The sequence below is a fragment of the Streptomyces lincolnensis genome, from assembly GCF_001685355.1.
Classification (GTDB): Bacteria; Actinomycetota; Actinomycetes; order Streptomycetales; family Streptomycetaceae; genus Streptomyces; species Streptomyces lincolnensis.
Genome location: NZ_CP016438.1, coordinates 725,207 through 740,110 on the forward strand (window position 1 = coordinate 725,207; position 14,904 = coordinate 740,110).

At 69.1% G+C, this 14,904-nt stretch carries 13 protein-coding genes; 9 read left to right on the top strand and 4 right to left on the bottom strand.

Annotated elements, in window-relative coordinates:
- Positions 1-40: 40 nt before the first annotated feature.
- Positions 41-1,024, top strand: a complete 984-nt coding sequence (locus tag SLINC_RS03350; protein ID WP_067426436.1) for an ATP-dependent DNA ligase — start codon at positions 41-43, stop codon at positions 1,022-1,024.
- 60 nt (positions 1,025-1,084) lie between these two features.
- Here the strand turns inward: SLINC_RS03350 and SLINC_RS03355 are convergent, their stop codons facing one another.
- Positions 1,085-2,167: a LacI family DNA-binding transcriptional regulator gene (locus SLINC_RS03355; protein WP_310736417.1), complete on the bottom strand. Its 1,083-nt coding sequence runs from the start codon at positions 2,165-2,167 to the stop codon at positions 1,085-1,087.
- 406 nt (positions 2,168-2,573) lie between these two features.
- On the opposite strand from SLINC_RS03355, the gene SLINC_RS03360 reads away from it, so the two are divergent.
- The 8 genes from SLINC_RS03360 to SLINC_RS03395 all read left to right on the top strand — a co-directional run bounded on the left by SLINC_RS03360 (position 2,574) and on the right by SLINC_RS03395 (position 12,607).
- Entirely contained in the window at positions 2,574-3,833 is a 1,260-nt protein-coding gene (locus SLINC_RS03360; protein WP_225988219.1) for an ABC transporter substrate-binding protein, read from the top strand.
- A 14-nt stretch (positions 3,834-3,847) separates the two neighbouring features.
- The gene (locus tag SLINC_RS03365; protein ID WP_225988220.1) at positions 3,848-4,903 is read left to right on the top strand and encodes a carbohydrate ABC transporter permease; all 1,056 of its coding nucleotides are present in this window, start codon (positions 3,848-3,850) and stop codon (positions 4,901-4,903) included.
- The gene (locus SLINC_RS03370) at positions 4,900-5,733 is read left to right on the top strand and encodes a carbohydrate ABC transporter permease (RefSeq protein WP_067426444.1); all 834 of its coding nucleotides are present in this window, start codon (positions 4,900-4,902) and stop codon (positions 5,731-5,733) included. The genes SLINC_RS03365 and SLINC_RS03370 overlap by 4 nt, the downstream gene beginning before the upstream one ends.
- Before the next feature lie 52 nt (positions 5,734-5,785).
- Positions 5,786-7,402: a glycoside hydrolase family 13 protein gene (locus SLINC_RS03375; RefSeq protein ID WP_067426446.1), complete on the top strand. Its 1,617-nt coding sequence runs from the start codon at positions 5,786-5,788 to the stop codon at positions 7,400-7,402.
- 198 nt (positions 7,403-7,600) lie between these two features.
- A complete protein-coding gene (locus SLINC_RS03380; RefSeq protein ID WP_225988221.1) occupies positions 7,601-9,670 on the top strand; it encodes an amylo-alpha-1,6-glucosidase in 2,070 nt (689 codons plus the stop codon).
- Between the two features lie 870 nt (positions 9,671-10,540).
- Positions 10,541-10,948: a hydrophobin family protein gene (locus SLINC_RS03385; protein WP_067426449.1), complete on the top strand. Its 408-nt coding sequence runs from the start codon at positions 10,541-10,543 to the stop codon at positions 10,946-10,948.
- Entirely contained in the window at positions 10,945-11,763 is an 819-nt protein-coding gene (locus SLINC_RS03390) for a pectate lyase (protein ID WP_067426451.1), read from the top strand. The genes SLINC_RS03385 and SLINC_RS03390 overlap by 4 nt, the downstream gene beginning before the upstream one ends.
- Before the next feature lie 13 nt (positions 11,764-11,776).
- A complete protein-coding gene (locus SLINC_RS03395; protein ID WP_079164381.1) occupies positions 11,777-12,607 on the top strand; it encodes a GH12 family glycosyl hydrolase domain-containing protein in 831 nt (276 codons plus the stop codon).
- Between the two features lie 69 nt (positions 12,608-12,676).
- Here the strand turns inward: SLINC_RS03395 and SLINC_RS45625 are convergent, their stop codons facing one another.
- From SLINC_RS45625 to SLINC_RS03405, 3 genes are all read right to left on the bottom strand, one after another.
- Positions 12,677-12,937, bottom strand: a complete 261-nt coding sequence (locus SLINC_RS45625) for a hypothetical protein (protein ID WP_225988222.1) — start codon at positions 12,935-12,937, stop codon at positions 12,677-12,679.
- 50 nt (positions 12,938-12,987) lie between these two features.
- On the bottom strand, positions 12,988-13,476 hold the full coding sequence (locus SLINC_RS03400) for a GNAT family N-acetyltransferase (RefSeq protein ID WP_067426453.1): 489 nt from the start codon (positions 13,474-13,476) through the stop codon (positions 12,988-12,990).
- Positions 13,477-14,127: 651 nt separating this feature from the next.
- Positions 14,128-14,844 carry a TetR/AcrR family transcriptional regulator gene (locus SLINC_RS03405; protein ID WP_067426454.1) on the bottom strand — a complete coding sequence of 239 codons (717 nt, stop codon included), beginning with the start codon at positions 14,842-14,844 and terminating at the stop codon, positions 14,128-14,130.
- Between the last annotated feature and the right edge of the window lie 60 nt (positions 14,845-14,904).

Below are 14,904 nucleotides of genomic sequence, written 5' to 3' on the forward strand. Positions count from 1 at the left end.
CAGCGCGCGAGGACCGGCGTCACCGCGTAGATGTGGCGGCGTGACCCTGACACCCCCGATCGAGCCGATGCTCGCCGAAGCCCGGCGGCAGCTGCCCCCGGACGAGGCACTGCCACAGGACTGGGTCGCGGAACAGAAGCCGGACGGCTTCCGGGCCATCCTCTTCGCACGCCCCGGATTCGTCATGCTCCAGTCCCGCCAGGGCGCGGACCTTACCGGCGCCTTCCCTGACATTGCCGCTGCGGCCACCGAGCCGGGTGAGGCGCTCGTGCTGGACGGCGAGCTCGTGGTGCCACACGAGGGGCGGCTGCACTTCGAAGAGTTGCAGCGCCGTGCTCGACGCCGAGGCCGCGGCGCCGTCCAGGCGGCGGCCGAGCGCCCCGCCTACCTGATCGTTTTCGACGTCCTGGAGGCCGGGGGCACCGAGTTGCTCGCCCGGCCGTATCGCGAGCGGCGCGCGATCCTGGAGGACCTCTTCGCCCGCGAGGTGCTCGCCGCACCGTTCACGCTGTGCCCTGCCACCGGCGACCGGGCGACCGCGCTGGATTGGCTGGACCCGGCCTGGGGCACGGTCGGCATCGAGGGCGTCGTGATCAAGGGCGGCGGGCAGCCGTACCTGCCGGGCAGGCGTGCCTGGATCAAGGTCCGCTCCCGTACCACCGCCGAAGCACTGGTCGGCGGGATCACCGGGACGCTCTCCTCGCCGGCCACGCTGCTGCTGGCCCGCTATGACGCCGTCGGAGACCTGCGGTTGCTCGCCCGCACCACACCCCTGTCCACCGCCCAACGGCGCGACCTCGCCCGGCGACTGCACGCGGCCGGCCCCGACCACCCCTGGCACGGACGAAGCTTCTCCGCTGGCTGGGACGCCGGCGAACTGGAATACCGCCCCGTGCGGCCTGACCTGGTGGCGGAGTTCCAGGCCGACACCGCGATCGACGCGGGGCTCTACCGTCACCCCGTCCGGTTCCTGCGGTTGCGCGACGACCTAGCGCCGGGCCAGGTACTGCCCTTCACCCCCTGATGGGGGGCCGAGTGACTCGGATGCCAGTGCCGCCCGTGACTGAGGGGCAGACCCGGGAAGTCAGCGCGTGCGGGCTGTGCCCTCCGAAAGCCGGTCGGTGCCTTCCTGTTCGCTGAGGGGAGCGGGAGGCGGGGCTGTGGTTCCTCGGGGGATGAGGTGGGTGGGCAGGACGATGTGCCGGCCGTGGTCGGACTCCGGGTCGTTGATGAGTTCCAGGGCCAGTTCGGCGGCAGCGCGGCCCAGGTCGGACGGCGACTGGGCGACGGTGGACAGGTCGAGCCATTCGGCCATCAGCTGGTCGTCGAAGCCGAGGACGGAGATGCGCTGGGGGACGTCGATCTGGACGGTGCGCAGGGTGGAGATGACGGAGGCGGCAAGTTCGTCCTGTTCGGCGAAGATCGCTGTGGGTGGTTCGCGCAGGCTGAGCAGGGTGCCGACGGCCTGAGTCGTGCCGCGTTTGTCGCGGGGCGGGGTGGTGACGACGAGGTCGTCGTCCAGCGGTATGCCCGCCTCGGTGAGCGCCTGCCGGTAGCCGACGAGGCGCTCGCGTGAGCTGAAGCTGAAGCCGCGGGCGTTGACGGTGTGGGCGAAGGCGATGCGGCGGTGGCCGAGGTTGATCAGGTGGCGGGTGGCCTTGCAGGCGGCGGCGACGTCGTCGACGTAGACGCTGGGGCGTCCTTCGACGTGCTGGCTGATGTAGATGACCGGCATGGCGAGGTCGTCGAGGCGAGCGGTCTCCTCCTTGGTGAGGTCGAAGCAGAACACCAGGAGGGCGTCGGCGTTGCGCCGGGCGGGCAGGCGGTCGAAGAACTCGGCCCGCTCGGCCAGGTCAGGGACCACGTAGACGGTCATCTCCATGCCCGCCTCCCTCAGCAGCGGGCCCAGGCTGGACAGTGCCGCCCCCATGAACCAGGAGTCGAGTGTGGGCACGAGCACTGCCATGACGCCGGTGCGGCCGGTGACCAGGCTGGATGCCTGACGGGAGACGGCGAAGTTCAGCTCGCGGGCGGCCTGCTCGACTCGGGCCCGGACGTTGGGCGAGACCGAGGTCAGGCCGCGCATCGTGCGCGAGACGGTCGACGGGGAAACCCCCGCCCGTTCGGCGACGTCGGCCAGGGTCGGGTGCCGCTGAGCTGGTGACATGAGCGGAAGTTAGCACAGTTCGAGCCTTCAGCGGGAGTCTCCGTGACAGCGCTGTCTCGCCCTTCAGCAGGGTGTGGTGACCGGTTACATCACATATAGGCACGGCATTTGCCCGCTAACTCATCCGTGCTACTGCGACGTTACGCATTGACTTCCGCCGAGTGCACTTCTACGGTGCAAGCGTTGTCACAACGGAGTCGAAGTCGTCGCCGTGGTTCCATCATTCGCGGCTTTGACCTGCTCTTTTGATCTACAAGACGCTATGACAGCACAGTCTCGTATCAGAGCCGTCTCATAGCCATCTCGGTAGCTGCTCCCTACAGGGCGCCCTCGCCGAGACTCCGGTTCCGCACGTCCAGGAGAGACAGTGAACGCCAGAACCTGCAGAGTCCTTCGGTGCTCGGCCGTGCTTGTCGCCGCCGGGCTTGTCCTTACCGCCTGCGGCTCCTCCGATGACAGCAGTTCGTCGGGGGCCTCGAAGAGCCCGTCGTTCTCGGGCCGTGGCCCGATTACGTTCGCGGCCGCCAAGGACAGCTCCGGCGTCGTCCAGAAGGTCATCGACGGCTGGAACAAGCAGCACCCGAAGGAGAAGGTCACCTTCGTCCAGCTGCCGTCGGACGTGAACCAGCAGCGTCAGCAGATGATCCAGAACGCCGAGACGAAGTCCGACGCCTATACGGTGCTCTCCCTGGATGCGGTGTGGACTTCGGAGTTCGCCGCCCACCAGTGGATCGACCAGCTGCCCGCCGCGCAGTTCCCGCTGGACAAGATGCTCAAGCCGGTGGTGGAGACGACCAAGTACCGCGACCACCTGTACGCGGTCCCGCAGTCCTCCGACGGAGGCATGCTGTACTACCGCTCCGACCTGCTGAAGAAGGCCGGCGTCAGCGCCGCGCCGACCACGTGGGCGGAAATGCAGGCGGCCTGCGCCAAGGTCGAGAAGCTACCCGAGGCCAAGGGCATGTCCTGCTACGCCGGCCAGTTCCAGAAGTACGAGGGCCTCACCGTCAACTTCTCCGAGGCCGTGAACTCCGCCGGCGGAGTCGTCACCGACGCGGGCGGCAAGCCGGACGTCGACACACCCGCGGCGAAGAAGGGCCTGGACTTCCTGGTCGACTCCTTCAAGGACGGCACCATCCCGAAGGAGGCCATCACCTACCAGGAGGAGGAAGGCCGCCAGGCGTTCCAGTCCGGCAAGCTGATCTTCCTGCGCAACTGGCCGTACGTGTACTCGCTGGCCGAGAAGAGCAAGGTCGCGGGCAAGTTTACGGTCGCGCCGCTGCCCGGCCTGACCGGAGCCGGCTCCTCCACCCTGGGCGGCCACAACGTGGCCCTGTCCTCCTTCGCCAAGAACAAGGCCACGGCGCTGGACTTCATCAAGTACTTCACCAACCACGACAGCGCGACCACGTTCCTCAAGGAGGGCTCGGCCGCTCCGCCGTACGCGGACCTGTACGACGACCAGGCGCTGGCCAAGCAGTACCCGTACCTGCCGGTGCTGAAGAAGTCGATCCTCAACGCGGTGCCGCGCCCGAGGGTGGTCCAGTACGGCGACGTGTCCTCGGCGATCCAGCAGGAGGCGTACGCGGCCCTGAACGGCGACAAGTCCAGCACACAGGCGCTGAAAGACCTGCAGGAAGCCCTGCAGAAGCTCTCGGCGCAGTGAGAAGGAGGCTCGTGGTGGCCACTCGGACCCCACCTGAGACGGCCGCGGACCGGCCGCCCGGACCGGCATCAGGCCGGGCCGGGCGGCCCCCCGCGCCGGAGAAAGCCCGGCGCGGCCGGAAGTCGGCCACAGCGGGTACCGGCCGGATGGCGGCCCTGCTGGTGTCCCCGACCCTGCTCGTACTGACCGTCGTCGTGCTGTACCCGACGATCATGGCGCTGCGGGAATCGCTGTACGGGACCAAGGGTCTGGACCCGAAGACCGGCTTCATCAGCGACACCGAGCCGTTCGTCGGGCTGCAGAACTACACCGACATCTTCGGCGAGGCCGGAGAGCGATTCTGGAACGCCTTTTGGAACACCACCTTCTTCACCGTCGTCACCGTGGGGCTGGAGACGGTGATCGGTGTCGCGATGGCACTGATCATGCACAAGGCGTTCAGCGGGCGGGCCCTGATCCGTGCGAGCATCCTGATTCCCTGGGCCGTGCCCACGGCCATCTCCGGCCTGCTGTGGCGGTGGATCTTCAACAGTGACGGTATCGCCAACGCCCTGATCGGGCACCAGATCCTGTGGACCACCGAGGGATTCCACGCCAAGGTCGCCGTCATCATCGCCGAGGTATGGAAGACCGCCCCCTTCATCGGGCTGCTGGTCCTGGCCGGCCTGCAGGTCATCCCGAGGGAGGTCTACGAGGCGGCCCGCATGGACGGGGCGAGCCCGCTGCGCCAGTTCTGGCACATCACCCTGCCGCTGGTGAAGCCCGCCCTGCTGGTGGCAGTGCTCTTCCGCTGCCTGGACGCGCTGCGCATGTTCGACCTGCCCTACCTCCTCGTCGGCGCGCAGAAGAGTTCGGTGGAGACCCTGTCGATGCTCGCGCAGAACGAGGCGTCCAACGTCCGCTTCGGGCCGGCCGCTGCCTATGCGGTCGCCCTCTTCGTCTACGTCCTTCTCATCGCGCTGGGCTTCGTTCGGCTGCTGGGCGCGGACGTCGTCGGCGACGCGGGCGGTCCGGGCAGGAAGAAACGCCGATGGGCCTCGAAGCGGAACCGTGTGGAGGTGCCGGCATGACCGCGACGCTGAAATGGCGAACCTGGCTGCTCTACCTGGGAGTTGCTGCAGTGGTGGCCTACTGCCTGGCCCCCTTCTACTGGATGCTGGTCTCCAGCCTGCGCCGGACCTCGGACATCTTCGACACCTCGCTGCTGCCCGCCCCGGTGTCGTTCGAGAACTACCGTGCGGTCTTCAGCCCCTCCCAGGGCTTCGGCCGCGCCCTGCTCAACAGCCTGATCGTCGCCGGCACGACCACCGTCCTGGCGCTGCTGCTGGCCACGTTCACCGCCTACGCGATGGCCCGGCTGGAGTTCCGCTTCAAGCGGCTGATCCTCACCCTGATCATCGCGACCTCGATGTTCCCGGTCGTGTCGATCCTGGTCCCGCTGCTGAAGCTGTTCACCGACATCGGCTGGATCAACACCTACCAGGCGATGATCGTGCCCAGCATGTCGTTCGTGCTGCCGCTGGCGGTGTGGAATCTGACCACGTTCTTCCGGCAGATGCCCGACGAACTGGAGCAGGCTGCGATGATCGACGGCTGCACCCGCGGCCAGGCGTTCCGCAAGATCATCATCCCGCTCGCCGCACCGGGCATCTTCACCACCGCGATCATCATCTTCATCGCCGCCTGGAACGAGTTCCTCATCGCCCTGTCGATGACGAACCGGCCCAGCATCCAGACCGCGCCGGTCGCCATTTCCAAGTTCGCCGGCGCCAGCCAGTTCGACACCCCGTTCGGCAGCCAGATGGCCGCAGGCGTCCTGGTCACCATCCCACTGGTGATCATGGTGCTGCTCTTCCAGCGCCGCATCGTCGCCGGACTCACCGCGGGCGCGGCCAAGTAACCCCCGGCCGCTGCATCGCACTTTCCCCCACTATCGAAGGACCCTCAGCACCATGTCCTCCACCACGCCCTCGCCCTGGTGGCGCAGTGCCGTCATCTACCAGGTCTACATCCGCAGCTTCGCCGACGGCGACGGCGACGGCGTCGGCGACATCGCCGGCCTGCGCTCCCGCCTGCCCTACCTCAAGTCGCTCGGCGTGGACGCCCTGTGGATCAACCCCTGGTACAAGTCCCCGATGGCGGACGGCGGCTACGACGTGGCCGACTTCCGCGCCATCGATCCGCTGTTCGGCACGGTCGCCGACGCCGAGCAGCTCATCGAGGAAGCGCACCGGCACGGGATCCGGATCATCCCCGACATCGTGCCCAACCACACCTCCAACGAGCACGCCTGGTTCCGGGCCGCGCTGGACGCCGGCCCTGGCAGCCCGGAACGCGCGCGGTACATTTTCCGGCCCGGCCGCGGCCCCGACGGCACCCAGCCGCCCAACAACTGGGTCTCCTGCTTCGGCGGACCGGCCTGGACCCGCATTCCCGACGGCGAGTGGTACCTCCACCTGTACGCCCCCGAACAGCCCGACCTCAACTGGCAACACCCCGACGTGCACGCCGAGTTCGAGTCCATCCTGCGCTTCTGGTTCGACCGGGGCGTCGACGGCTTCCGTATCGACGTCGCCCACGGGCTCGCCAAGGACCCCGAACTGCCCGACCTGACACGCGAACAGATCGTGCACCCGCACTGGGACCGCGACGAGGTCCACGACATCTACCGCGCCTGGCGCCAGGTCGCCGACGAGTTCCCCGGCGAGCGGGCCTTCGTCGCCGAAGCCTGGGCCGACACCCCCGAACGCCTCGCCGCCTACGTCCGCCCCGGCGGCCTGCACACCGCCTTCAACTTCGACTTCCTCATGGCCAGCTGGGACCCCAAGGACCTCCGCACGGTCATCGACGACTCCCTCGCCATGCTCAGCGGCGTCGGCGCCCCGGCCACCTGGGTGCTCTCCAACCACGACGTCATGCGCCACGCCAGCCGCTACGCCCGCCGGACCGTCGCACGCTGGGTGCCCAACGAGCGATACCAGCCGGAGGGCCCCGTCGACCTCGAATTGGGCACCCGTCGGGCCCGCGCCGCCGCCCTGCTGATGCTCGCCCTGCCCGGCGGCGCCTACATCTACCAGGGCGACGAACTCGGCCTGCCCGAGGTCGAGGACCTCCCCGAGGACGTCCTTGAGGACCCCATCTGGGAACGCTCCGGCCACACCGACCGCGGCCGCGACGGCTGTCGCGTCCCGATCCCCTGGTCCGGGCAGGCGGAGCCGTTCGGCTTCAGCCCCGACGACGCCTACGCCGGACCCTGGCTGCCCCAGCCCACCAGCTGGGGTGAGCGCAGCGTGGAGGCACAGACCGGCGACGAAACCTCGATGCTGGAGCTGTACCGCACCGCCCTCCGCCTCCGCCGCGACCACCCCGCCCTCGGCGACGGCACCATTACCTGGCAAGACGCCCCCGCAGGCGTCCTCGCCTTCCACCGCGAACCCGGCTTCCTCTGCGTCGTCAACCTCTCCGATGATGCGTACCAGCTGCCCGAGCACACCGCGATCCTGCTGGCCAGCGGCCCGGTCGCGGACGGACGGGTGGAACCCGAACACGCGGTCTGGCTCGCTGTATAGCGGCCCGCAATGGGGGCCACGGCCCCTTCGAACCGCCAGGGCCTGTCCGGTGTCACTCCCCGCTGACCGGACAGGCCCTGGCCCCACCCTCGGCACGGCGGGCGCCGTCGCGCCAATACCATCGCGAGAGGCTCCGCTCCTTTGGACATCACCACCACGTCCCAGACCTCCGATCCCGTGGCTGTAGGACCCGGCCCTGTGGTGGAGGGCCTGCAGCCCTTCGTGCACGACGCTGTCGTCTCGGTGTGCGCACCGAGCCTCGTGGTCTCACACTCGGACGGGCAGCTCGACGGCGGGGCGGATGGCTTCTACCACGGTGACACCAGGGCGCTGGCCCGGCTGACCGTGGCCGTGGATTCAAGCACTCTCGCTCCGGTCTCGGGCGGGTTGGAGGGGGCGGACCAGGCGGGCTTCCGGGCGGTCGTGCGGGGCCTGGGCGAGGTGACGGCGGACCCGGTGGTCGCCCTGCACCGGCGCCGTACCGTCTCCTCCGGCCGCCTGGAGGAGACCTTCGAGATCAGCAACCACGGCATACGGCACGTCGGCTTCCGGCTCACCGTGCGAGCATCCACCGATCTCGCCCCGATCGAGCAGGTGAAGTCCGGCCGCCTCCTGGCCGACGTACCGGCCGAAGCGCAGGCCGAGGCGGGCGCGCTGTTCTGGTCTCGCGGCGGGCTCACGGTCCGCCTGCTCAGCACCCCGGCACCGGATGAGCTGGACGCGCCAGCCGGGCAGCTGTCGTACGAGATCCACCTTGCACCCGGCCAGTCGTGGAGCGCGCGCCTGTCCGCCACGGCCACGCACGACGACGGAGACCATTTCCCGGCCGCGCCCGCGAACCGAGTGCCGTGGAGCACTCCCGTACTGCGCAGCGCGGACCGGCGCTTCGACCGATGGCTGGCGCAGTCGGCCGCCGACCTGGAGCGGCTGCGTCTGGCGGACCCGCAGTCGCCGCAGACGGGCCGGCCGGACCAGTTCCTGGCAGCCGGCGCCCCTTGGTACCTGACTCTCTTCGGCCGCGACGCGATCTGGGCCGCCCGCATGCTCCTCCCGCTCGGCACCGATCTCGCCGCCGGCACCTTGCGCACCCTCGCCCGCCGCCAGGGCACCGTCACCGACCCGACCACGGAGGAACAACCAGGGAAGATCCTTCACGAAGTACGTCGCGGCGCCCTGCAGATCGCGGACCGGCTCACACTCCCACCCATCTACTACGGCACAGTCGACGCCACCCCCCTGTGGATCACCCTCCTCCACGACGCCTGGCGCTGGGGCCTGGACGCCCAGGAAGTCGAACAGCTCCTGCCGCACGCGGAATCGGCACTCGCCTGGATGCGTGACCAGACGCAAGCCGACACCAACGGCTTCCTCACGTACGTCGACCACACCGGCCGGGGCCTGGCCAACCAGGGCTGGAAGGACTCCGACGACGCCATCCGCCGCCGCGACGGACACCCCGCCACAGCGCCGATCGCGCTGTGCGAGGTCCAGGCGTACGCCTACGAGGCCGCACTCGGCGGAGCGGCTCTGCTGCGCGCGTTCGGCCGCCCGGGGGCCGATGAGTGGGAGACATGGGCCGAGCGGCTCGCGGACCGCTTCCGCGACCGCTTCTGGGTGACGGACGAACACGGCCCCTACCCGGCCGTCGCGCTCGACGGCGACGGCCGGCCGGTCGAATCGGTCACCTCCGGCTTCGGCCACCTTCTCGGCACCGGACTGCTCAACGCCGAGGAAAGCGCACTGCTCGCGGCCCGCATCGCCGAACCCGACCTCGACGCAGGCCACGGCCTGCGCACCCTGAGCAGCAACGCGGTGGGCTTCAACCCCTACGGCTACCACGTCGGCTCGATCTGGCCACACGACACGGCGATCGCCGTACACGGCCTGGTCAAGGCCGGATTCCCAGACGCCGCCGCCTCACTGGCAGCGGGCCTGCTGACCGCGTCAACGGCCTTCGACGCCCGCCTCCCCGAACTCTTCGCCGGCCACGGCAGCCAGCAGAGCCCATACCCCGCCCCCTACCCGGCGTCCTGCCGACCACAGGCATGGGCGGCCGCCTCAGCGATCCTGGTACTCCAAGCAGCCCTGGGCCTGAACGCAGACGTCCCCGGCGGCACGGTTTCCATCGCACCCAACTTCGCCTCGACGTACGCACCGCTCACGGTGAAAGGACTCCACGTCGGCGGAGGCCAGGTGAACGTCACGGTCACAGCGGACGGAACGGTAGACATCAACGCTCCGGAAAAGCTGACAGTGATCACACCCTGATGCCGCGCCGCCAGGCCATCACTCAGCGCCCAACCACGCTGCGAGATCGCGAATGACAGCGGAAGCCGTGGACAGCGGACAAGAACAAACCCTGTCCATAACTTCGGTTCCGGAGCCCAAAGGCCCACGGCTCGTCTTCCCCTCCTCGGCCCGGCCTCGTACGGACATGACGGACACGTGGGCTCATTCGCGCCGGCCGATCCCCGGTTCTCCGTCGGCATGGCCTTCACCACCAACGTCAGCCCGCCCGTCGGCGGAGCAAGTGCCGCAGCCCTCACACTCGTCGCGGCAGCGAGGCGCTGTCTGAACGCATCCGGCCCCAGCACGACCGAATGATCGGCCCAGGTGCTGTCGACCGGCGCGACCACGCCGGTCCGGCCCATACCTGTGTTCCGGTCGGTGACGGCTACTCACAGCTGGCCGAACTGCTGTCACTGCGCGACCCCGAGGGGTAGTACGCGAGCGCGTCGAGACGTACCACGCCGCCGAAGTCACCCAGTTGAACACCCGAGTAACCCAATCCCGTGATGTCCGCCGGCACTCGAAGAATGCGCACTGGAAGAAACCGGCATCAGCCCGTTCCGCAAGGGACTCACCGGACGATGCTTTCGCGCGCGGCCGAGGCTTCGCATCCGTCCGGCCGACTGCCCACTTCCCACCACTCCGCCTGTCGCCTCGTGCGCTGCCCGCCTGGCACCAACGCAGCCTCCGGCAGCCCGATGGCGCGCCTGCCAGAGCTCCATGCTGCGACCAGGGCGGCCGACGGCACGACCGGTTCCCCAGCTTGACCGTTCAGTACGGCACATGGCCGCATACACGTTCGGCTCGCCCGGAATGCGAAGATTGTGTGGAGACACTGACGATGCGTCCATGAACATCCGCACACGCACGTTCGTGCCGCTGACCGCTCTCGCGGCAGCGGCGCTGGTGCCCCTGCTGCCGACCTCGGCACAGGCCGCCCCGGCCACCACGATGGTCAGGCTCCCGGCCGGCTACTGCTGCCAGGACCTCGTCCTGGCAGGCGACAGCCACGCCAAGCCGGTCCTGGACCACTCGGGGCTGACGGTTCCGGCGGACGTCTCCGTCGGCATCAACTGCCACCCGCACAACTTCACGCCCGAGGCACATGAGGAGGAGTGCCACGACACCCCGCTGGAGTGCGTGGCCGACTCCGAGGCCGGGCGCTGGGGCCTGCTCGGGCTGGGCTGTGTCCCCGCGGGCTCCTCGCCGGAGTCCCAGCACCACCGTGTCCGGCCGGGGACGGTGACGGCGGGATGACCCGACCGCGTTCCCTCCTCGCCGCGGGCGTCGCCCTGGCCGCAGTCCTGAGCACCACCGCCTGGGCCACGGCCGAACCCGCCACCGCAGAGTCCGCCACCACAGAGTCCGTGGTACGCCCCGCCGCCGACTGGCCCGCCGCCAAGCGCACCGAGAAGGTCGCCAAGACCATCCCGGTCAGCGGCAACAGGAACTTCGACCTCACCCGGCTCGTCGGCACCGGCGCCCTCGGCGGCGGCGACCAGACCGAGGGCCAGGACCCGATCCTGGAACTCGCCGACGGTGCCACCGTCTCCAACGTGGTCATCGGGACCCCGGCCGCCGACGGCATCCACTGCCGGGGCACCTGCACGCTCAAGAACGTGTGGTGGGAGGACGTCGGTGAGGACGCGGCCACCTTCAAGGGCACCCGCGGCAACCAGACCATGACGATCGACGGCGGCGGCGCCCGCAAGGCGGCCGACAAGGTGTTCCAGCACAACGGCCCCGGCACGTTCGTCATCCGCAACTTCAAGGTGAACACCTTCGGCAAGCTCTACCGCTCCTGCGGGGTCTGCCGAACGCAGTACCAGCGCCACGTCGTGGTCGACAACGTCACCGTGACGGCCCCCGGCCTCGACGTCGTCGGCATCAACGCCACACCGTACGGGGACACCGCACGGCTGACGCGGATCACCGTCGTGAAGGACCCGACGCGCAAGATCGTGCTCTGCCAGAAGTTCCGCGGGACGACCTCCGGGGAGCCCGCGAAGACCGGTTCCGGCCCGGACGGCAGGAACTGCATCTACCGGTCGTCGGACATCACCTACAAGTGACGGGACAAACACCGTGAGCACTCTCGCGCACCGGCGCCGGACCCTGGCTCTGACTCTGGCGGTCGCCGCGGCCGTGGCAACCCCCCTGCTCCTCACCCCGCAGACCGCGGACGCGACCCCCACCCCGGCCCGGGCTCGGGCCGCCGACAACTGCACCGCGTTCAACACGGTCAGCATCCCGCCGTACTACCTCAACAACAACGTCTGGGGTGCCAAGAACGCCTCCGGCAAGCAGTGCACCTGGCTGAACTCCTACCGCAACGGCAAGGCCAACTGGGAGACGTCCTTCGACTGGACCGGCGACAGGACCAGCGTGAAGGCCTACGGGAGCATCATCCTGGGCTGGCACTGGGGCTGGAAGGAAAAGAACACCAGGCTGCCGATCCGCCTCAACAGCGGGCGCAAGGTGACCGGTTCGTGGACCTTCAACATCACCCAGAACACCCCGACCGTGATGAACGTCGCCTACGACGTCTGGTTCCACCAGAAGTCCAACCCCGACTGGAAGGACCAGCCGCACGACGAGATGATGGTCTGGCTCAACCGCCAGAACGGCGCGGGCCCTCTGGGCACCAAGCGCGAGACGGTCAACGTCGGCGGCACGTCCTGGGACCTCTACGTCGGCAAGATCGTCAACCCGAACAGCAGCTGGAACGTCTACTCGTTCGTCCGCACCACCAACACCAACAGCGCGACGACCGACCTGACCGGCCTCGCCAACACCCTCGTACAGAAACGCCTGTTGGCCAACACGTCGTACCTGACGAGCGTCGAGGCCGGCACCGAGGTCTTCACCGGCCGGGGCAAGCTGAGCACGAGCGCCTACTCGGTGAGCGTGGGCTGAAATCCGCTTCGTGAGCGTGCCCGCCGTTCCCTCCGGGGTCGGCGGGCACCTTCTCGCCACGACGTCCGCTCACGACAACTCAGGACGGCGTACGTCTCGCCAGCCGCTGCCCTCCGGTACTGGTACGGGATCTCCGCCACCGAGGTGGGCGGTCGGGAGCGTTCGCCCCAGGTGTACAGGTCGGTGAATCACCCCGTTGGCGATCACGACGTAGGCCAGCACATGGGCAGCTTGCCCGGCCGCGTTCAGGACGTCCTTGTCGGGTGTGGCCGGCAGGAGGAGTCCCAGCAGCCCGACGGCGTCTCCGCGGTCGGTGACTGGCACGGTCATCCGCTGTCCCTCGCAGGCGAAGCCGGTACCCCGCGAACCGGCACACCGCGTCATTCCGAAGGGATGCGGAACTCGAATTCGGGACGGTCCCACGGCACGGCGGGCGGGTTCGCGAACACGGTCCCGGTCCGCACCGCACCAACGCGGTGGTAGAAGTCCTCGGCGGGAAGATGCGACACGACCTTGAGACGGTCGAGCCCCGCGGCACGGGCCTCTGACTGCATGTGCGCGACGAGCAGCCGTCCAATCCCCCGTCCTTGCGCTTCGTCGGCGACGAACAGCAGGTCGAGCTCCGGTGGCGCGAGGACGAGTGAGTAGAACCCGAGGACTCGCCCTCCATCCTCGTCGGCGCCGACGGCCACAAAGGTGCGATGCGCCTCGATGTAGTCAGGACCGACGCGGTAGCCCGCGACTGCGGATGCGTACTTACCCTCGTAGGCGCGTGAGCCACGCACGATCCGCGTGAGCCGTTTGGCATCCCGCGCGACCGCCCTCCGAATCGTGATCGGCTGACTGGCCGAGGAAGTGCGTGAGCTCATCGGGAGAGTATTTCGCACCGGACAGCGCCTTCGTGCGGCGGGTCGCCTGCCCGGGCAGGCGCTCCTGCACCGCTCTCGTGAAGCGCTCGCCCGTCGACGGCTTCTTCCCCTGGGCTGCCACAGCGAAGCCGAGCCGTACAGGAAAACTCCGAGCCGGCCTCGCGAGGCGGATCATCCTCAACCTGTCCGTCTGCGCCGACGGCTGGAGCCACGCCCTCTGAACCAGATTCTCGCGTCTGCGCGGTCGAGGCACCTGTCACGGTGCTCGACAGCCACTCACACACTCCGGCCCTCCGGCCCGTGCATTGGGCGTCATCGACCACTTGGTGCCGGCCGCGGCATCATGCGCTGCCGGGCCCTCCCGGCTCACGCGTCTGGCTGGAGCGAGCCGTCGGGGGGTGACCCCTGGCTGCTCTCATCCTCGAACGACCGGCCCTCGCCGTCCAAGCGCTCACAGCAGACTCTCCTCATCGTTCCGCCGACGCCGCGGTGAGGATCGCCTGCGACCCCGGAAGCTCCGAGTCGATGTGCGGGCAGGGACGGTGATCGCGCCGCCACCGACGTGCTCCGCACTGGCCTGCGGTGCGCACCTGCATCGCATCCTGCTGCCGTCGCGCTGCGCCCAGGCACGGCGGGACCACCGGCCTGGGGTCAGCTGGTCGTGTCCGGTTCCATCGTGGTGAGGCCGTCCGGTCTGGTACGGAGCATGGTCTGGTGGAGGGCATCATGATCGGGCGAGGCGGGCAGAGGGCCGCGGGCCGGTGCCTCCAGGGACTGGATGAACAGGGCGACGACGCGTCGCCAGGCATCGGGGGCGGCGCCACCGGTGGCGTTGACGACACCGGCGTTGGCCATGAGGAGCAGCGCGATGTCCGTGGAGTCGAAGTCCTCGCGCAGCCGGCCTGCGGCCTTGGCCCGGGCACTGAGCTGCAGCATGCCCTCGAGTGCCTCGTGGCGGCGTCCTTCCATGGCCTTGGCGGAGGGGAACGTCGTGGTCAGGACGTCGGCGAAGCCGTAGTCGGCGGCCTGCATGGCGCAGGCGGTCTGGATGTAGCCGACGAAGCCACGCCAGGGGTCGGGGTCGTCGAGGGCGGTGGCGACCGCGTCGGCGTAGGCGTAGGCGTAGGCGTAGGCGTCCATACGGTCGGCGAAGACGGCGGCGACCAGCTCTTCCTTGGTGGGGAAGTGACGGAACATGGTGGCGATGCCGACGCCTGCCTCGCGGGCCACGGAGGCCATGGAGGCGTTCAGGCCATCGCGGGCGAGCACCCTGCGGGCCGCAGCGATGATCCGGCCCCGATTGCGCTCGGCGTCACTGCGCAGCGGCTGGGCAGTGGTGTCGTCGGGGCGCTGAGAGCCAGGGGTCACGACTGCCAGCCCAGCAATCGGATTGACCTATCCATTTTTGATGCTAGCCTGGCTCCAGCG